18 protein-coding genes are annotated in these 18,470 nt (G+C 45.4%); 5 read left to right on the forward strand and 13 right to left on the reverse strand.

Annotated features, from left to right (window positions below):
* The first annotated feature begins 24 nt into the window (after positions 1-24).
* From ACHUFN_RS16170 to ACHUFN_RS16180, 3 genes are all read left to right on the forward strand, one after another.
* Positions 25-171, forward strand: coding sequence for a patatin-like phospholipase family protein (locus ACHUFN_RS16170; RefSeq protein ID WP_394223487.1), 147 nt, complete (start codon positions 25-27; stop codon positions 169-171).
* 251 nt (positions 172-422) lie between these two features.
* A complete protein-coding gene (locus ACHUFN_RS16175) occupies positions 423-1,541 on the forward strand; it encodes a patatin-like phospholipase family protein (RefSeq protein WP_394223522.1) in 1,119 nt (372 codons plus the stop codon).
* Between the two features lie 11 nt (positions 1,542-1,552).
* Positions 1,553-1,717, forward strand: a complete 165-nt coding sequence (locus ACHUFN_RS16180) for a hypothetical protein (RefSeq protein ID WP_394223489.1) — start codon at positions 1,553-1,555, stop codon at positions 1,715-1,717.
* 119 nt (positions 1,718-1,836) lie between these two features.
* On the opposite strand, the gene ACHUFN_RS16185 is transcribed toward ACHUFN_RS16180, so the two are convergent.
* From ACHUFN_RS16185 to recG, 8 genes are all read right to left on the reverse strand, one after another.
* Positions 1,837-3,018, reverse strand: coding sequence for a BaiN/RdsA family NAD(P)/FAD-dependent oxidoreductase (locus ACHUFN_RS16185; RefSeq protein ID WP_394223491.1), 1,182 nt, complete (start codon positions 3,016-3,018; stop codon positions 1,837-1,839).
* Positions 3,019-3,020: 2 nt separating this feature from the next.
* Positions 3,021-4,052: an ABC transporter ATP-binding protein gene (locus ACHUFN_RS16190; protein ID WP_394223492.1), complete on the reverse strand. Its 1,032-nt coding sequence runs from the start codon at positions 4,050-4,052 to the stop codon at positions 3,021-3,023.
* Positions 4,052-5,572 (reverse strand): ABC transporter permease, encoded by a 1,521-nt coding sequence (locus ACHUFN_RS16195; RefSeq protein ID WP_394223494.1) that lies wholly within the window; start codon positions 5,570-5,572, stop codon positions 4,052-4,054. The genes ACHUFN_RS16190 and ACHUFN_RS16195 overlap by 1 nt, the downstream gene beginning before the upstream one ends.
* Complete coding sequence (locus ACHUFN_RS16200) at positions 5,569-6,603, reverse strand: extracellular solute-binding protein (RefSeq protein WP_394223495.1); 1,035 nt, start codon at positions 6,601-6,603, stop codon at positions 5,569-5,571. Before ACHUFN_RS16200 ends, ACHUFN_RS16195 begins: the two co-directional genes overlap by 4 nt.
* A gap of 9 nt (positions 6,604-6,612) precedes the next feature.
* On the reverse strand, positions 6,613-7,422 hold the full coding sequence (locus tag ACHUFN_RS16205; protein WP_394223497.1) for a hypothetical protein: 810 nt from the start codon (positions 7,420-7,422) through the stop codon (positions 6,613-6,615).
* Positions 7,423-7,766: 344 nt separating this feature from the next.
* Positions 7,767-8,240, reverse strand: a complete 474-nt coding sequence (locus ACHUFN_RS16210; protein WP_394223498.1) for a peroxiredoxin — start codon at positions 8,238-8,240, stop codon at positions 7,767-7,769.
* A gap of 19 nt (positions 8,241-8,259) precedes the next feature.
* Positions 8,260-9,027 (reverse strand): class I SAM-dependent methyltransferase, encoded by a 768-nt coding sequence (locus tag ACHUFN_RS16215; protein ID WP_394223499.1) that lies wholly within the window; start codon positions 9,025-9,027, stop codon positions 8,260-8,262.
* Complete coding sequence (gene recG, locus ACHUFN_RS16220) at positions 9,020-11,092, reverse strand: ATP-dependent DNA helicase RecG (RefSeq protein ID WP_394223501.1); 2,073 nt, start codon at positions 11,090-11,092, stop codon at positions 9,020-9,022. The genes ACHUFN_RS16215 and recG overlap by 8 nt, the downstream gene beginning before the upstream one ends.
* Before the next feature lie 227 nt (positions 11,093-11,319).
* Here recG and ACHUFN_RS16225 point away from each other — a divergent pair, with 227 nt between their 5' ends.
* Positions 11,320-12,378, forward strand: a complete 1,059-nt coding sequence (locus ACHUFN_RS16225; protein WP_394223503.1) for a helix-turn-helix domain-containing protein — start codon at positions 11,320-11,322, stop codon at positions 12,376-12,378.
* An 81-nt stretch (positions 12,379-12,459) separates the two neighbouring features.
* On the forward strand, positions 12,460-13,725 hold the full coding sequence (locus ACHUFN_RS16230; protein ID WP_394223505.1) for a serine hydrolase domain-containing protein: 1,266 nt from the start codon (positions 12,460-12,462) through the stop codon (positions 13,723-13,725).
* Between the two features lie 85 nt (positions 13,726-13,810).
* Here ACHUFN_RS16230 and trmH read toward each other — a convergent pair whose 3' ends face one another.
* From trmH to gmk, 5 genes are all read right to left on the reverse strand, one after another.
* On the reverse strand, positions 13,811-14,518 hold the full coding sequence (gene trmH / locus ACHUFN_RS16235; RefSeq protein WP_394223506.1) for a tRNA (guanosine(18)-2'-O)-methyltransferase TrmH: 708 nt from the start codon (positions 14,516-14,518) through the stop codon (positions 13,811-13,813).
* Positions 14,519-14,521: 3 nt separating this feature from the next.
* Entirely contained in the window at positions 14,522-14,908 is a 387-nt protein-coding gene (locus ACHUFN_RS16240; RefSeq protein WP_394223508.1) for a RidA family protein, read from the reverse strand.
* A gap of 23 nt (positions 14,909-14,931) precedes the next feature.
* The gene (gene spoT / locus ACHUFN_RS16245) at positions 14,932-17,043 is read right to left on the reverse strand and encodes a bifunctional GTP diphosphokinase/guanosine-3',5'-bis pyrophosphate 3'-pyrophosphohydrolase (protein WP_394223510.1); all 2,112 of its coding nucleotides are present in this window, start codon (positions 17,041-17,043) and stop codon (positions 14,932-14,934) included.
* Between the two features lie 143 nt (positions 17,044-17,186).
* Positions 17,187-17,459, reverse strand: coding sequence for a DNA-directed RNA polymerase subunit omega (gene rpoZ / locus ACHUFN_RS16250; protein ID WP_179981967.1), 273 nt, complete (start codon positions 17,457-17,459; stop codon positions 17,187-17,189).
* Between the two features lie 170 nt (positions 17,460-17,629).
* On the reverse strand, positions 17,630-18,271 hold the full coding sequence (gene gmk, locus ACHUFN_RS16255) for a guanylate kinase (protein ID WP_394223512.1): 642 nt from the start codon (positions 18,269-18,271) through the stop codon (positions 17,630-17,632).
* Positions 18,272-18,470 lie beyond the last annotated feature (199 nt).

Raw genomic sequence — 18,470 nt, forward strand, 5'->3', positions numbered from 1 at the left:
TTCAAAATTATGAGGGAAATAAAGTTGAAAGCATATGGAGTTTTTGAGGGCGGCGGTGTAAAAGGTGTCGCTTTAGCTGGAGCGTATAAAGCAGCCTTGGAAAACGACGTCGATTTTATCGGCTTCGGAGGTACATCAGCCGGGGCTATCGTAGCTCTTCTGGCTTCTTAAAACATTGATGTTAATTCAATTGAAGACATTTTAATTAATGAAAGTTTTGCTTTATTTTTCGAAGAGCGAGGAACTGCTCTAAATAGTGCAAAAGAGCAAGTGACATCGAACATAAATATTATTTTAAGCGCAAGAAAAAGAGACTTGTTTAAAGTCATTGGGGCATTAAAAAAACTTAAAAAGCTTCAAGAGCAATTTCCAAGATATGGCGTTTCTGATGGCTCTCAGTTGAAAAAAGGTTAAGTGGTATAATTCTTCATAAATATCCTCATCTTAAAGAAGAATTCACCTTCGAAGATTTAAACTCTCTATCTGAAGAATGCCCCAAAATTAAACCATTAAAGATCGTCGCTTCAGACTTAGCGACGGAGAGAGGTATTGTTTTTTCTTTTGAGTCCACGCCCAATATGCCAGTCCTTGAAGCGGTAAGAGCTTCAACAAGCTACCCTTTTGTCTTTGAGCCATTAGTGGGAGAGTTTGAAGGATTGGATTCTCCGGCAGTGCTCGTTGATGGTGGACTAAGTTCTAATTTACCAAGTTTTTTATTCCACTCTGAAGTACAAAGCACGCACTATCCAACACTAGCGTTTGATATAGTTGTAAAAAATCAGAAAAAGACTGAAGTCATGACATCCATGTCATCTTTTGTAGAAGCAATTATTAGCACCTCGGTTACTGCAAGTGACAACTTAATTCTTGAAGTTATTCGTGGTGTTTACCATATTCCAATTGCAATTGATGATTCTATTGAGACATTTGATATAGATTTAACGCAAGAAAAAAGAACAATTGCATTTTTATCTGGATACGCCTCTTGCAATGAAGCATTGGCTAATAATGAGCTAATAAAACTTAGCAAATGTATTGATGGAGATGTACAAGATGAGCTCGAATTAATGTACGGCTCACCAGCTCTTTACACTCCTGTACTATTTCATATTAAAGAGCAGATTGGAGCAATCTTAAGTGATAGTACAACTGACACTAGAGTTAGTTTATATCTACCAACACCAAATAACTCTATAATTTCACTATACTCAGCTGGTTTCGAAGAAGCGCCTAAACATCACTTTTCGTTAAATGAAGACAAAATAGTTTGCAATGCATACAATGAAAATAAATTCGATTGGAATGATATAGAAAAACAAGATGAACGCTTCGTTCTTGCTATACCAGTAGAGAGCTCTGGTCACATTGAAAGTCCACGTGACAATGTAATCGCAGTTTTATGTGTTGATTGCAAAGTAAAATTAATAGATAAGTTCGATATATTTGACGATTCTGGTGATTTATCAAACAATGTATTTAGTGTACTAGACCTTTGGGTCCCAATTCTTAAAAAACTAATTGGTCCAACGTACTTAAGTTAAAGGAGAAGTTTATGACTTTACGAATCAAAGGTGCTTCTAAGGAGCATGCTAAAGCAATGAGGAAACCTGGTCGCTCTCCACAAGGTAAAGATTTTTTTGATGCAAACCGTATCGAGAAAGCGCTGTTGAACCTCAAAAGAATTGTCGAACAAAAAGATGAGAAACAAGTTGCTTAATAAGTGACTAAAAATTTTAAAAAAGGCTTCAGACTGAAGCCTTTTTTTAATGAGAATGAGTTAGATAGTTTGTCTTTACTATAATTTAAGTAATCTTCGCTTTAATTACTTCAGATCACCTAAACCACCTGCCCTGCTGCCCAGCCGCTGCTCCATGCCCACTGGAAGTTAAAGCCACCCAACCAGCCAGTAACATCGACAACTTCGCCAATAAAATACAGGCCTTCGACGTTTTTGGCCATCATGGTTTTAGATGAAAGCTCGTTAGTATCTACGCCACCAATGGTCACTTCTGCAGTGCGATAACCTTCAGTACCATTTGGTTTTATTTGCCAGTTTTCTAACGTATTAGCAATGGCATCACATTCGGCATGCGAAAGCTGCTTAACGGGCACATTGCGCCAGTTGTGATACTCGATAAAGCTTTGAACCATGCGCTTGGGGAACACTTTGTTAAGGCAAGTGGCAAGTAATGCGTCAGGTGTGTCGCTGCGAGCACTTTGAAGCAGTGCCGTGGCGTCTTCATTGGGAAGCGTGTTAATACTTAGGCTGTCGCCCGCTTCCCAGTAGCTTGATATTTGCAGCATGGCAGGGCCGCTTAAACCGCGATGGGTGAACAACATGGCTTCTTTAAACGTAGTGTCGTTACAGGTGGCGTATACGTCCACGGCAATACCGCTAAGCTCAGCCAGGGTCTCTTTGTCTTTGTCGTGTAGCGTAAAAGGTACCAGCGCGGCGCGGGTCGGTAACACGTTAAGGCCAAACTGCTGTGCAATTTTGTAACCAAACGGGGTGGCCCCCAGCTTTGGCATGCTTAATCCGCCTGTGGCAATTACTAGTGACTCACACTGGTAATTGCCATTAGATGTAGATAGTAAGTACCCACTCTCAAGCTTTTCTACACTTAAAATTTCACAGCGCGTGGTAATGGTTACCCCCGCCTTTTCACACTCTTTAAGCAGCAAATCAACAATGTCTTTGGCACTGTCATCGCAAAATAATTGCCCAAGGGTTTTCTCGTGATAGGCAATGCCGTACTCAGCCACTAAGCCGATAAAATCCCACTGGGTATACCGGCTAAGCGCCGACTTACAAAAGTGCGGGTTTTGAGAAAGGAAGTTTTCAGGCGCAGCATACATGTTGGTGAAGTTACAGCGCCCCCCACCAGACATAAGAATTTTTCGCCCCACTTTTTTAGCGTGATCCAGCACTTCAACGCTGCGCCCGCGCGCGCCTGCTTGTGCGGCACAAAAAAGCCCTGCAGCACCTGCGCCAATAACTATAACGTCGCGTTTAATCACACTTAACCTCGGGGGAAAACAGCTAGGGGATGGGTTGTGATCAGTTGTACAAAAGCGCGAGCTCCAGGCTTTATGGCGTTCTCGTGGCTCACCCGTACCTTAAGCTCATCGCCAGTATCTAAGGCCACCGCGTAAAGTCGACTCTCACCCTCATATCGCACCCAATCAACAGTACAGTTTGTTTCGCTCAATGTAGCATCTAAACTTAAATCGTCAGGGCGCACCAATAAGTCTACATTACCACTGGCACCTTGAAGAGGAGTGCCCGGCACGTTGCCAATTTGAGTTACCACAGTTTTATCGGCGTTAGCAGCACTATTGTCAAAGGTTGCGCTTAAGAAGCTGGCTTCACCCATAAAGCGGGCCACAAAGCGGCTGGCCGGTGACGAATAACACGCTTCGGGTGTGTCTAATTGCTCTAACACCCCTTTATTTAAAATACCGATTCTGTCGCCAACGCTTAGCGCTTCTTCTTGATCGTGCGTTACCCAAATAGCAGGAACACCTGCGTTTTTAAGGGCATCGCGAATTTCCCAGCGCAAGCTGTCTTTTAGCGCAGCATCTAAGTTTGAAAGCGGTTCATCAAGTAAAACAAATGACGGTTCGTGCGCGAGGGTTCGGGCCAGCGCAACGCGCTGCTTCTGACCACCCGAAAGGCGTGCAGGCTTGGCGTCGCGGAAGTTATCAAGGCCCAATAGTTTTAACCAATGGTCGGCAAGCTTAGTATCTTTTAAGCGAAAGCATACGTTTTGCTGAACGGTAAGGTGAGGAAACAGTGCAAAGTCTTGAAACACCATGCCCACGTTACGCTTTTCGGGCGGCACATGTTTGCTCGATGTACTTTCCCACTTACCTAGGCTCATTGCACCTTCTGAAATAGGGATAAGCCCTGCTAATGCCTGCAAAATAGTGGTTTTACCACAGCCAGTTGGCCCTACCAGCATCAGAATTTCGTCTTGTCCAAGCTCAAGATTTAACTTGTCGACAACGCGGGTAGACCCATAATTCACAGACAAATTATTTACACTAAGCATTACGAACGATCTTCCTCGGTAACGGTAAATTGGGCTTTTCTTTCGCCCGACAGCATAAGAATTAACCCTACGCCAGATAATAAAACAAGCAGCAGCCCTGGTACGGCAGCACGGCCAAAATAGCCCGCCTCATATACCCGCCACATGTAGGTAGCTAAGGTTTCAAACCCAGTTGGGCCTAACATAAGGGTTGCAGGCAATTCCCGCATGGCTTCTAAAAATACTAAGGCGGCGCCTGCAATCATACCACGAAGGGTAAGCGGCAGCGTAATACGCATGAAGGCTTCGCGAGGGCTAGCCCCAAGCACACGGGCTGCTTTTACCAGCCCTGAGTCAATGTTCTCAGCGGTACTTCTAACACTTCCCACGGCAAGTGGAATAAAGCGCAGTACATACGCCATCACCAACAGGCTTAAGGTTTGGTAAAGTGTTGGAAGTTGAAGGCCCACGTAAACCAACGCCGTACCCATAACAATGCCAGGAACACCAAAACCAAAGTAGGTAATTCGCTCCATAAATCGCCCTGCTTTACCCGCAATAGCCGCATGCGCCACAGGAATAGCCAGTAGCACCGCAACGATAGCGGCAATGAACGAGGCATGAGCAGAATTCCATGCATAGCTTAATTCAAAGCCCCCCGCGCCCTCGCGCACTAACCACAGCGTGAAGATAGCAAGAGGAAGCACAATAGCCATGAAGACCACTGGCAGGGTTGAAAGTAACATTAGGTTACGCTGCCAACGAGCTGGGAACAGCGATAAATGCTTGCCCGGGCGTTCTTGCGCCCCGCTAATGCGGCTTTCTATAAATAGAATGAGCCCAACGATAACCATTAGCTGTAAGCTCAGCATGGCCGCTTGGCTTAAACCAAACGCGTTGTATTCAACAAAAATAACCCGAGTAAAGGTGTCGAAGCCCATAATAGCGGGCGTACCAAAATCAGATAGTGCGTACAGTGCAGCAAGCAGCGCACCGGCTGCAATACTATTAACCACGCGAGGTAACACTACTCGCCACAAGCTAGCGCCTAAGGTTAACCCTAACGTGCGCGCCGCATTCACAAGGCTTGCATCTAAGCTTAGTAAGCTAGAGCGAGTCGTCATCATAACAAAGGGATAGGTGTATAGGCTCATAACCAGCGCTGAGCCCCACAGTCCGCTTATAGGCGGCGTGGTAATGCCCAATACGTTTTCAATTTCGCCGCCACGGCCAAACGAAAAGTACATGGCAAATGCGCCAATGTAGCTCGGTAGAGCCAAGGGTGCGGCAAGCAATATCAGCCAGAAACGCTTGAGTGGCATTTGCACGTACGCGGTAAAAAACGCGAGCGGTACGCCAATGAGTACTGAACCAATAATGGTCAGCACTACCAGAGATACTGTATTGCCTAAGACTCGCAAATTGTGCGTATCGAATAATTGAGCGCTATCTTGGGCTAGAGAAAACAAAACGCCGACGGGCAATAAAGCGATCAGCGCTATAAGTAGTGCCGGTGGATACGACTTTGGCCATTTTGTCACAGTACGCCAACTTCCCTCATAAGATTAAGTGTAGGGCGCAAGTCGGCTAGTTTTCGCAAGTCCAATTCAGGTGGAGAAAGCGTATTTAAGCTGGCTAAGCCTTGTGGCTGTGATACACCTTGTACAAGAGGAATTTCATACGCCTCGCGAGCAAGATAAGACTGCACTTCATGAGACAGCAAGTATCGAATGAAGTTAACTGGCAAGTCGCCGTCGCTCAACGCGACAATACCCGATGCATTAACCAAACAACCTGCATCGCTCTTTGTATAAGCCAGCGCCACGTTTGCATCGGGCTTGCCAGACTGAAGACGAAGTGTGTAGTAATGATTAGCAAAGCCAATATCTACTTCACCACGTTCAACGCCCATCACTACACCAAGCTCACCCGCGTATTTCTTCGAGTGCTTGTTAATGCCTTTAAGCCACGATTTAGTCGCTTTATCGCCTTCTAAAATACGCATAGCGGTAACAAAAGACTGAAACGACGAGTAAGCCGGCGCCCAACCAATTTTTAAATCGCTATCGGCAAGTGCCATTACGCTTTCAGGAATTTGCTCTGGCTTAACACGTTCAGTGTTATACGGCAGCGTTCTAACGCGGCCAGTTACCGGAGACCACTTAGGATATTGAAAGTCTTCGCGAAGCTGCGAGGTAAGATCGACTGGCAACGGTTTTGCTGCACCAGCATCAGTCACCACACCAATTGAACCTGTGTCTACGGCCCAAAAAAGGTCGGCGCGTTTTACGCCAGCTTTAGTCTCTGCAACTATGGTGTTCGCCAGTGCTGCTGACCCGCCACGTCTTACTTTAAGATTCAGCTTAGGGTTACGCTTTTCTATGGCTTTAAGAACATTCTCGTACAAGCCGCCTTCACCACGGCCTAAATACAAAGTGAGATCACCTTCTAATTTAGGCAATGACTCAACTGACACGCTGCTTGTTTGTGCCATGGCGTGAGCAAAGCTAAGCGGCAGGCCAGATAAAGCGCCAGCTGCGGCTAAGCCTTGTAAGAATGTTCTACGTTGCATACACCTTCCTTAAAATACGTCTTTGCGGCTTTGTTCAACGTCAACAAGAATTGTGCGAGCGCGATCAAGTTTAGCCTGCATCGATTCTACCACTTTACGTACCGCGTCTACGCCTTTATCTTTTGAGATGGCTTGTGGAAGCGCTACGTTAAAGTCTTTTTCTAGGTCTTCGACCAAAGCAGCGTCTTTTGCAATCAAATCGCCTTCAACACCTTCAAAGCGTTGCAAGTAAGTGTCGTGAACAAGGGTTATTGCGACTTCATGCAGCTGCTCTGCATACTTGGCAACAACACGGTCAAGACGTGTTTTAATATCATCGATTATTTCAGGGCCTGTTGTAGGTTCATTTTTAGTTGTTTGAACCTTATCTACCAAGCCTTTCTTTTGATACTGGGACGCAAGTTTAACTGCGCCTAACGCCTGCCACAAGGCATGATTAAGTTTCTCTTGCTCCATGCGGACATCCTTTACAGGCTTGCCTTCATCGATAGCAACTTTAACACCGTAAATACCCTGCCAAATAGAGGCGTAAATAGGAACATATTGGGTTTCAATTGCTGAGTGAAAGTCCACTTCTTCCCAGAATTCAATAAGCGCATCGGTCTTCAACGACTTATCTTTTGCTTCATACGCATCAACAACACTGCCAAACTTACTTTCTAGCCAGTGAACCTCTTCCGTATATTCGTTGATATGCGCGTGAAGGTTATTCACGTGATCGCCAATTGCACCGTTTGCAAGGGCAGCGGTCGATAGCATCGACAAAGTTACGGCAGAGGCCAGTACCAAAGCACTCATTTTCTTCAGTGTTGTTGTCATAATTATTCCTAAAACGTTTATCTTTCACGCAAATGATACTTATTATCATTATGCTAGTAAAGGTAACTGGGCGAGCCTACATGTGAAATAACGTAGAGCGCTGCACCTTGTTATATTTGTGCGCCTTGCAGCAAATATGCGCCTTTACCTTCACTTTTTTGCTAAACACATTGTTCTTCAACGCAATTCGTAAATTGCGAGATCATACTTGCATGACATTTTAATGAAATTAAGCGCTAAGTATATGCATATGTGAATTAACGAATATTCACGGCTGCTCAGATACAAAAAAGCCCGCAATCTGCGTTGCGAGCTTTTATAACTGATTACGCTTTTGGTATAACTTACAAGCTATCCAACATGGATTGTGCGTCACTCACATCAAATCTACCTGGATCTTCCACGTTTAGTTTGGTCACTTCGCCATCTTCAACCAACATAGAATAACGCAGAGAACGCATGCCACCAAAGTTCCCCGTGTTCATATCCATTCCAATTTGCTTGGTAAAGAAACCATTACCGTCTGCCAGCATAATGATGTCTTCGGCGTTGCTTACTTTTCCCCATGCATCCATTACGAATGCATCGTTCACGCTAAGACAAATAATGCTGTCTACACCTTTCGCTTTTAATTTGTCGGCTAGGGCAACATAGCCTGGCAAATGAGCTTGCGAGCACGTTGGTGTAAATGCGCCAGGTACAGCAAAAAGTACAACTCGCTTGCCTGGAAATAGTTCATTAGTGCCTGGGTTCGTTATTTCGCCGTTTTCTAACAGGCTAAAATCTACCTCAGGCAAAGTGCCTCCAACTTGTATCATGCTACTCTCCTAGATTTCTTTAACACAAATAAACATCAAATCTGTGTTTTTTGCTTTCAATAGCCATTGATGCCTTAACCCCTGCCAGCACGTCTGCACTATTTGGGCGTTTAACTACCACCCGGTGCGTAGCTAGCTTCAGTGCTGGCGGTAACAGCGCATCTGCGTCTGGGTCATGACCAAGCAGTTGCTGAAACAGCCGCATTTCTTTTTTCACCAAGGCTGACTTCTTCTTATGCGGGAACATGGGATCTAAATAAACAGCGTTCACATTCTCACCCGTAAAGTATTGCATTACCTCAGCACTATTTCCATGCTGCAGTGTCATTTGAGCTGCAAGTTCTGGAAAGCTGAGGGCTAATCTTCGAATACCGTCTTCAAGCAACGCCGCGACAACCGGCGAACGCTCAATCATAGTAACTTTGCAGCCTACGCTCACCAGCACAAACGCATCGCGCCCTAAACCCGGCGTTGCATCTACTACATGCCACTGCTCGTTGCCTTTAAGGCCAATCGCTTTAACAATAGCCTCTTTCCGTCCACCGCCATGTTGCTTACGATACAAACTGGCGGGTGAAGCAAAATCCACCTCTACAGGGTGCACTTTTTTATCTCCTGCATCAGCAAGGCCAAGCACACCATTTTGCACCTGCAAATACAGGCCTTCTGCGGGCTTTTCACTACTGCTGATAACAGGAAAGCCCCACTTGTCGCTTATCGCATTAATTAATGCGGCGTCATCGCTAGTGGCGCTATCGAACATTATTAAAGGCACACTCTTAAGCATGACCATACTGCTCCTTATGCCCTATCCATCTGTTAATGATAGCTTGAGCGTGAGAGGGATATTTGTCCCAAAGGGTATAGGCTATTTCTTGTACCTTTGGAATTAAGGCGGCATCGCGCACTAAGTCGGCAATTTTAAGCTCTGCCATACCAGTTTGCTTAGTACCCATGAATTCACCTGGGCCACGAATTTCCAAATCGCGCTGAGCAATGTAAAAACCGTCATTAGACTCGCGAAGCACACCTAAGCGCTGCGTGGCCGTTTTTGACAGTGGGCTTTGGTACATTAACACGCATTGGCTTTCTACTGCACCACGCCCTACCCGACCGCGCAACTGGTGAAGCTGAGCCAAGCCCAAACGTTCAGGGTTCTCAATGATCATGATGCTGGCATTAGGAACATCTACTCCAACTTCTATAACCGTGGTAGCTACCAATAAATCCAGTTTACCGTCTTTAAAGTCGGCCATAACCTGCGCTTTTTCTGCCGGTTTTAGCCGACCGTGCACTAAGCCTACCTGTAAATCGGGTAATGCGGTTCGCAGGGTTACGGCGGCGTCTTCTGCAGCCTGACACTCCAATACTTCCGACTCATCAATAAGCGTACACACCCAATATGCTTGTCTGCCATTATCTTTACAGGCCTGACGCACGCGCTCTATGACATCGGCGCGGCGAGTATCGGGTAGCACTACCGTTTGCACTGGCGTTCTGCCCGGCGGTAACTCATCAATAACCGACGTATCTAAGTCGGCGTAGGCTGTCATGGCTAAGGTCCGCGGTATGGGCGTTGCCGTCATGATCAGCTGATGAGGATAGCGGCCCTGTTGCTCGCCTTTATCGCGCAGCGCTAAACGCTGATGTACACCAAAACGGTGCTGCTCATCTACAATCACTAACGCTAGCTGCTGATAGTTCACGCTTTCTTGAAAAATAGCGTGCGTACCCACTAACATTTGAATGTCGCCGGCTTCTAAACGCGCCAAGACTTCATTGCGAGCCTTACCTTTAAGCTTTCCAGCAAGCCAGCCTACTTCAATACCTAGCGGCTCTAACCAGCCGCGAAAGTTATTGGCGTGCTGCTCTGCCAACAATTCAGTTGGTGCCATTAACGCCACTTGATGCCCAGCACCAATGGCCGATAGTGCTGCCAGTGCCGCTACCAGCGTTTTACCTGAGCCAACATCACCTTGTACTAGGCGCATCATAGGTCGCGCGTGTTTCATGTCTTTTTGAATATCTTCTACTACTCTTGCCTGTGCCCCGGTGGGTGAAAACGGCAATTGAGCTAGCATTTTATCGATAAGCGGCTGATTCACATCTATGGGTATGCCTGGCTGTGCATCAGATAGCTTTCGCACTTTCAAAACGCTTAAGTGGTGCGAAAGCAATTCTTCAAGAATTAACCGGTATTGTGCAGGATGCAACCCTTCTTCCATTTCGTGCACGTCGACATCAGGCGGCGGTCGGTGCACCAAGTGTAGCGCCTCGTTCAGGCTAATCTGCTCGTCGTAAATGCCCTCGGGCAACAAATCGGCCAATGCGCCTTTATCTAAAAGCAGTAGTGCTTGGTCGGTTAAATTGCGAAGGGTTAACTGCTTAACGCCATCTGTGGTGGGGTAAACCGGCGTTAGCGATTCTTCGGTAGGGGGCGCATCTTCATCCACTAGCTTAAACTCGGGATGCATCATTTCAATGCCCCACTTGCCTGTGCGTACCTCACCAAAGCAACGTACTGTGTTACCTGGTGTCATTATTGAGCGCTGCACGGCACCAAAATGAAAAAAGCGCAACATAATGGTGCCTGTGCCATCGCTAAGCTTCACCACCAGCATACGTTTCTTACCGTATTGAATGTCGGCGCTCATTACCTCGCCTTGCACGCTCACATGAGTAAACGGGCGGCACTCAGCCACGCTATAAATGCGGGTTCTGTCTTCGTAGCGATGGGGAAGATGAAACAGAATATCTTGAAGGGTAAACAAGCCAATTTTATTAAGCTTTTCTGCCACCTTTGCGCCTACGCCTTTGAGCGCAGTGATCGGTGTAGTGGCCAGTGCTTGCATTAAGCGACATCCTTCTTTTATTTATTGATACAAGCGCTAAACGCTTAAATTTAAACGAAGTGTAAAGGATTGCAAGAAGGTTGGCGAGTGTGCTTTAGGTCAGTTATAAATGGAAGCTTTATAAAAGTGCTAATACACGTGTTAATCGGCGCAATCAAACTGCGGTTGCTTTCTTTTTCAATAACTTATAACTTTCCCACAGTTCAAAGTTTATAAAATCAAGCACCATGATCAGTTTGACACATTTAGAAATAGTCGATTTAGCGCTTCGCTTTGTGGCAACGGGTCAACTCATCCTCTTAATGTTTTGGTTTGCTCACAGTAAGCCGAGTGCTCAAAAACGTGCTTATCAATGCTTTCTACTTTGTATCATCAGCTACATATTACTCACGACCCCAATCGCTAATGAAGACTACGGTTGGTTGCGTCGACCGTTGTTGCTGATGACTGACCTGACGGCTTTTGCTGTCTGGTTTCTTACTTTAAAGATTCTCAAACCAAGTAAGTCTTTGCATGACTACACCAAGTGGGTGACGTGGCCTGTTGCGCTCTGGTGTACTTGGTTAGCGTATTTTTTTCTTTTTACCCCTGCCAAAGGCTTTTATCACGATGTCAACCACGTTATTGGCTTTACTATTTTGGCTTTTGTGGTGCTTAGTTGTATACACGGTTTTTTTGACGATCTCGTGGACGAGCGACGACGTGCTAGGTTAATTATTATTGCAGGTTGCAGTATTTATATGGGTGTTCTGACCCTGTTTGAGTTAGCTTTTATCTCAGTGAAAGACAATTCAATATTCAGCCTGCTTAATGCTCTTATCATTGCCCTACTCTCTGGTACTTTTACGTTTCACTATATAAAACGTGGTAACAGGGGCGATGGTACTGCTGAGAGCCGCTTAGCGGTAGCCGTAAGCGCCTCAAATGCCTCGCAAGAAATATCTCATTCAGGTCATACAGGGAAGCTAGCGGCGTTGATGGAATCAGGCATCTATAAGCAACCTTCATTTTCTATTGGCGCTTTATCAGACGCGTTAGAATTGCCAGAACACCAACTTCGAAAAGTGATTAATCAGGAACTCGGGTTTAGCAATTTCTCACATTATCTAAATAGCTATCGCATCCCCGAGGTGTGTCGAAAGTTAGAAGACCCTAAACAACGTCATGTTCCAATATTGACGTTAGCACTTGAAGCGGGTTTTAACTCAATTGCTCCATTTAACCGCGCCTTCAAGCATCATTTAGGCATTACACCAAAACAATACCGCGAACAGTTTCAAAAATGATCATGTTTTTTTAAAAACGATAAGAAAAAGTCATTAATTTTCAGTTAACTAGAACACTTAAAATTCATAAGGTTCTAGTTAATGAAATACAAAATCACAATCGTCATTGCCGTAATAACCTGCTTATTGCTGTACCTTACGCTTCCCATTTATCAATTCTATGCGCACAAGTATAAAGCTCCCATGGTAGTGCCGTGGGGCTATCTATCAATTCCCAACAACGCACCACATCAAAGTGCAATATACGACCAAGATTACACGCCCATCGCTGAGAAGGCGCAGTCTCTTTTACACAAGCATAGGGAAACTATAAATGCACCTGGGCTTTCCATCGCCATAGCAATGAACCACTCTCTGATTTGGACAGCGGGTTTTGGATGGGCTGATATTAATAGCAATACTCCTATGACGCCTGATACGTTAGTTCGAATAGGAAGCAACTCAAAAGCACTAACTGCAACAGGTTTAGCACGTATGGTTCAATCTGAAATGATTTCACTTGATGCACCGCTTGATTCCATTTTGGCTGAGCTTCCTAACCCACAATGGGCAGAAATAACCCCTCGCCGGCTCGCTTCCCACAGTGCAGGTATTCCACACTATAAAGAAAATAGCGATCTCTACGGTTTGTATAAGTCGATAACGTTAAATGGGCACTTCGAAAACGTTTATGATGCTGTTGGGTTGTTCGATGACAGTGCCCTGCTTTTTCCGCCAGGAGAACAGTTCCATTATTCGAGCCTTGGAACGGTTTTGCTGAGCGCAGCAATGCAAAGCGCTACAGACGTAACTTATCAGCAGTGGATACAGCAACAGGTGCTAACACCTCTTGCTATGAGCGCAACGCTGCCAGAGCAAAAAAACATGAAACGTCAGAAGCTTGCGACTTTCTATTGGCAGGATAGAAGTAAACAGCGCAAAGTCCGTGAATGGAGGTATGTGAATTTAAGCCATCGGCTTGCAGGAGGTGGTTGGCTTTCTACTTCTGAAGATTTAGCAAAGCTCGGACAAGGCTTTATCAATAATGAGTATATTATGCCCTCAGTACGTAAAGAGTTTTGGACGCCTCAAATGCTGAATAATGGCAAACCCAACGAGCAAAATTATGGCATTGGTTGGCGTATTCATACTTTGTCTTTAAGCGATGGAGAAGAAATAAGTTATGCTCACCATGGCGGTGTTTCTCGTGGCGCACAAAGCTTTTTAGTGGTGGTTCCAAAATATAAGCTGTCACTCGCTATTAACATTAATAGTAATACTAAAGAGTTTAGCGAGTTTGGAAGTGTGGTTGGCGACATAATTCGCCTTTTTATTGGCAAGAGAAAAGAGCAAATAAACGCTGTTTAAGACACAGAGATGTTGAACTATTAATACTAGTCGGTGTTATTGATAAATATATAAATAGCACCGATAACGTCTTGATAACTAGCAGTTAATCTGCTTCTAGTGCGCTGGCTTCCGCTTGGGTAATTTGCATTTCTTTCCACCAGCTATCGTCGGCGTCCACTTCGCCAAGTGCGTTGATGGCTGGCAATGACAAACCTTTGCGCTGGCAAAGCTTGTACAATCGCGGGTAACCATTTTGAAATGCCAATGCTTGGCACTCTTCTTCTGGCAACTGCTGTGTGTTGTACATACCGGCAATGGTGCGCTGGCGCTGGGCTTCGTATAACACTAAAGCCGCGGCAACCGATACATTTAGCGACTGCACCATGCCCATCATTGGGATAACGATGTCGTGATCGGCAATGGCTTTCGCCTCTTCAGAAGCACCGTATTTCTCTTGACCAAACAAAATAGCAGTAGGCTTGGTGTAATCAATATCGCGAAAATCCACCGCAGTATCAGACAAATGCGTAACCAACACCTGCATGCCTTGGCCTTTTAATTCAGCCATGGCGTCGCTGATATTGTCGTGATTGGTTTGGCGCACCCACTGCTGACTGCCCATGGCCGTGCCGCGACGAAACTGGTATTTCTTTTCCCACACAGTGTGAACGCGATGGATACCAACGGCATCACAGGTTCTCACTACAGCAGAAACATTATGCGGTTTGTGTACATTTTCAAGGCAAACCGTAAGGTCGGTCTGCCTTCTTTCCAGCACTTGTCTTATGCGCTGGTAACGCTCAGGTGACATGGCTTACTCCGGCAGTTCCATAACACCATCAATTTCAATTTGTGCACCTTTAGGCAGCGCTGTTACCTGAACGGCAGCGCGTGCTGGGTAAGGCTTGGTGAAATAGCGGCTCATAATTTCATTAACTTTGGCGAAGTGACCAAGGTCAATTAGGAAGATGTTCACTTTCACTAGGTCGTTCGTTGTTCCGCCTGCCGCGTCACACACCGCTTTGATGTTTTCAAAAACCTGTACGGCTTGCGCTTCAAAATCATCAGAGACCATTTCCATGGTTTCTGCTACAAGTGGAATTTGGCCTGAAAGATAAACGGTAGTACCTGCTTTTACCGCTTGGCTGTAAGTACCAAAAGCAGCAGGAGCCTTATCGGTCTGAATAATAGACTTAGACATAGTGATTCCTAAATTAGTCGTAATTAGTGTCGTGATTGACTATGACGAGACACTCTTTGAACTTCCGGCATGGTGCGAATTTTCTTCATAACACGAGCCAAATGCACACGGTTGTGCGTGGTAAGTTCAAGGTCAATAAAGTAGATATTACTCTCTTTTTCTTCAGTTTGCAGACCAATGATATTGGAATCGCACCCTGAAATAGTGTTCGTTAATGTTGCCAGTGTGCCTTGATGATTAAACAACTCAATGCGAAGCGAAGCTTTAAATTCGCCTTGCGGGTTGTCGTCCCATTGCATTGGCAGCACACGCTGTGGCTCTTCTCTTGTAAGCTTGCGAATATTGTTACAGCCAGTTTGGTGAATAGTCATACCGCGGCCAGGGCTTAACACCGCAACAATTTCATCGTCGGGAATTGGGTGACAACAACGGGAATAATGAACAAGCAGACCTTCTGTGCCGCGTATAGCCACGTTACCTTTTTTGTCTGACAGGTCGCTTGTGCTTTCGCCCAACAAACGGCGTGCAACAATAGCGCTTAATTCGTTACCTAGGCCAATATCTACCAACAAATCATCAAAGTTGTCGTGCTTAGTTTCTGCCACAACACGTTCAATATCTTCGTTTGGAATATCGTCTAACTTAACCGTACCAAGTGCATGACGCAGTAAGCGGTTACCCATATTCACAGCTTCTTGAGAATGCTGTTTGCGTAGATACTGACGAATACGTGTACGCGCACGAGCACTTACCACAAAGTTCAACCAATTAGCGTTTGGCTTAGCTTTAGGAGACGTAATAATTTCAATCGTTTGACCGTTCTCTAGGGGCTTGCTCAAACTAAAGTTGCGACGCTCAACGCGCACACCCACACAAGTGTTCCCCACATCGGAATGCACGGCATAGGCAAAGTCGACCGCCGTTGCGCCCATAGGAAGTTCAATAATGCGCCCATCTGGCGTAAACACGTAAATTTCATCAGGGAAAAGGTCGGTTTTTACCGACTCGATGAATTCGAACGATGAACTGGCAGATTGCTGCAGCTCTAACAAGCTTTGCATCCATTTACGGGCGCGAAGCTGAGCGGTAGTGCCGCTATCGCCAGGCTCTTTGTAAAGCCAATGTGCGGCAACACCCTTGTCGGCCATTTGGTCCATTTCCTGCGTACGAATTTGTATTTCTACAGGAATACCGTGCGGGCCAATTAATGACGTGTGCAGCGACTGATAACCATTGGTACGAGGAATGGCAATATAGTCTTTAAAGCGATTTTCGATGGGCTTGTATAGCCCGTGCATTGCACCTAGTGCGCGGTAACAATTGTCTACCGTATTTACTACAATGCGAAACGCATAAATATCCATTACCTCATTGAACATCAGTTCTTTGTTTTTCATTTTTCGGTAAATGGAGTACAAGTGCTTTTCACGGCCTAATACATTCGATTCTATTTCGTAGGCATCAAGACGGGTATTTAGCTCTTCACGAATGTTTTCGATAATTTCTTTTCGATTTCCTCGGGCCTGTCTAACCGCTGATTTCAACGCGCGATGACGCATAGGGTACATCGCTTGAAAACCCAAATCTTCAAGCTCGTTTTTAATATCGTGAATACCCAAACGATGGGCAATAGGCGCGTAGATTTCTAAGGTTTCTAGCGCAATGCGGCGACGCTTATCTGGTCGTAGCGACCCTAACGTACGCATATTGTGCGTGCGATCGGCAAGCTTTATAAGGATAACCCTGATGTCTTGCACCATGGCCATCATCATTTTTCGGAAGTTTTCAGCTTGTGCTTCTTGTTTGGTACTAAATGCTAATTTGTCGAGTTTGCTCACGCCCTCAACAAGTTCAGCCACCGTATCGCCAAAGGCCTCAGCTAAATCTTCTTTGCCGTAGTGTGTATCTTCAATAACGTCGTGAAGTAGTGCAGCCATAATCGTTTCGTGATCAAGGTGCATATCGGCAAGAATACCTGCCACTGCCACAGGGTGTGTGATGTACGGATCGCCACTTGAGCGCATTTGGCCGTCGTGGGCCTCTTGAGCAAGAACAAAAGCATCTTGAACCAACTGAACGCGTTCGGCTGGTAAATACTCAACAACTTTCTGCTTTAAACCTTCAAACAAATACACAGTAGAGCGCGACCCTTATCTAACGTTACAACCCTAAGAATACGTTTAATTGTGCGAGAAGCCAATACGCCAAAAGTAAAGCGCCAGTGCTTTTTTCAAAGCACTGGCGCTAAAAATCAGGTAAAAGCCCTTAAAAGTGGGAATTACTGATCAGATAAGATGTTTGCTACTGATGCAAATTCAGCATGTTCTTGCTGTTCTTGAGCTTGAAGTTCTGCTTGTTCAAGCGTTGAAGCAGTAACCAAACCTTCTTCAATTTCACGAAGCGCTGTAACAGTTGGCTTATCGTTTTGAACGTCAACCATAGGATCTTTGCCTTCAGTGGCAATTTGACGTGCACGGCGTGCAGCAACAAGCACTAGGTCAAAGCGGTTACCAATTTTATCTACGGCATCTTCTACAGTTACGCGAGCCATGTATTTCTCCGAAAATTAGGTTGAGCAAGTTATTCAAAAAACGGCCGCGTAGTATACACAGATACACTGCGCGATCCTAGCATTTTGTTTGAAATTGAAGCAGTCAGATCGTTGTCATTGCCCTTTGATCTTATGCTGTTAAAACAAAACACCTTTTTATATGGTTAAGCTTACGCGCTACCGAGCAGTTCGTCCAATAACACTTGGTGACGCATTTGCTGTTTAGACGTACGAAGGCGCTGTGCAGTAACGATGGATTCCAGATCGTTTAGCGCGGTCGCAAAATCATCGTTAACAATAACGCTATCAAATTCATTGAAGTGAGACATTTCAGCCACCGCTTGCGCCATGCGTCCAGCAATCACTTCATCTGAGTCTTGGCCGCGATTATTCAAGCGCTGCTCTAAAACATCAAGTGACGGTGGAAGAATGAAAATGCCACACGTATCTGGCATAAGTTTTTTGACCTGGCGAGCACCTTGCCAATCGATATCCAAAAACACATCAATTCCACGGTGCAGGGTTTGTTCTATTGTGACACGTGAGGTGCCGTAATAGTTACCAAATACCTCGGCGTATTCGAAAAACACGCCCTGCTCTATGAGTGCTTCGAACTGTTCTCGGCTAACAAAATGGTAATGCACACCGTCTATTTCGCCTGGTCGAGGCTGACGTGTTGTATGAGACACAGACACCTGCATCGGCGTAGCTGCGTTGCCTTCATACTTTTCCATTAATGCCTTTATAAGGCTTGATTTTCCAGCCCCAGAAGGAGCTGCAAGAATAAATAAATTACCGAGTAGTGAAGCCATAGGTTATTAAAATTCTATCAGAATGTGGTGATTTCAAGTTGCGATGATAGCATATTAAGCGGTTGTGCCGTACCTTTCATTGTTTGGCCAATCGACACCACAGCAACTCACGACTTGAAAATATTGGGGTCAGAGTCTGAGGGATCCCCACGAATTTAATTTCATACGGTTCCAGCCCAGGCCTTGTCGGTAATGGAGC

The sequence above is a fragment of the Alteromonas gracilis genome (assembly GCF_043642145.1).
Taxonomy (GTDB): domain Bacteria; phylum Pseudomonadota; class Gammaproteobacteria; order Enterobacterales; family Alteromonadaceae; genus Alteromonas; species Alteromonas gracilis_B.

Coding starts and splice junctions, on each gene's coding strand:
- ACHUFN_RS16205 (WP_394223497.1), bottom strand. CDS start 7,422: ATGACAACAACACTGAAGAAAATGAGTGCTTTGGTACTGGCCTCTGCC.
- ACHUFN_RS16240 (WP_394223508.1), bottom strand. CDS start 14,908: ATGTCTAAGTCTATTATTCAGACCGATAAGGCTCCTGCTGCTTTTGGT.
- rpoZ (WP_179981967.1), bottom strand. CDS start 17,459: ATGGCTCGCGTAACTGTAGAAGATGCCGTAGATAAAATTGGTAACCGC.
- ACHUFN_RS16200 (WP_394223495.1), bottom strand. CDS start 6,603: ATGCAACGTAGAACATTCTTACAAGGCTTAGCCGCAGCTGGCGCTTTA.
- ACHUFN_RS16230 (WP_394223505.1), top strand. CDS start 12,460: ATGAAATACAAAATCACAATCGTCATTGCCGTAATAACCTGCTTATTG.
- gmk (WP_394223512.1), bottom strand. CDS start 18,271: ATGGCTTCACTACTCGGTAATTTATTTATTCTTGCAGCTCCTTCTGGG.
- trmH (WP_394223506.1), bottom strand. CDS start 14,518: ATGTCACCTGAGCGTTACCAGCGCATAAGACAAGTGCTGGAAAGAAGG.
- ACHUFN_RS16210 (WP_394223498.1), bottom strand. CDS start 8,240: ATGATACAAGTTGGAGGCACTTTGCCTGAGGTAGATTTTAGCCTGTTA.
- recG (WP_394223501.1), bottom strand. CDS start 11,092: ATGCAAGCACTGGCCACTACACCGATCACTGCGCTCAAAGGCGTAGGC.
- ACHUFN_RS16180 (WP_394223489.1), top strand. CDS start 1,553: ATGACTTTACGAATCAAAGGTGCTTCTAAGGAGCATGCTAAAGCAATG.
- ACHUFN_RS16190 (WP_394223492.1), bottom strand. CDS start 4,052: ATGCTTAGTGTAAATAATTTGTCTGTGAATTATGGGTCTACCCGCGTT.
- ACHUFN_RS16215 (WP_394223499.1), bottom strand. CDS start 9,027: ATGCTTAAGAGTGTGCCTTTAATAATGTTCGATAGCGCCACTAGCGAT.
- ACHUFN_RS16225 (WP_394223503.1), top strand. CDS start 11,320: ATGATCAGTTTGACACATTTAGAAATAGTCGATTTAGCGCTTCGCTTT.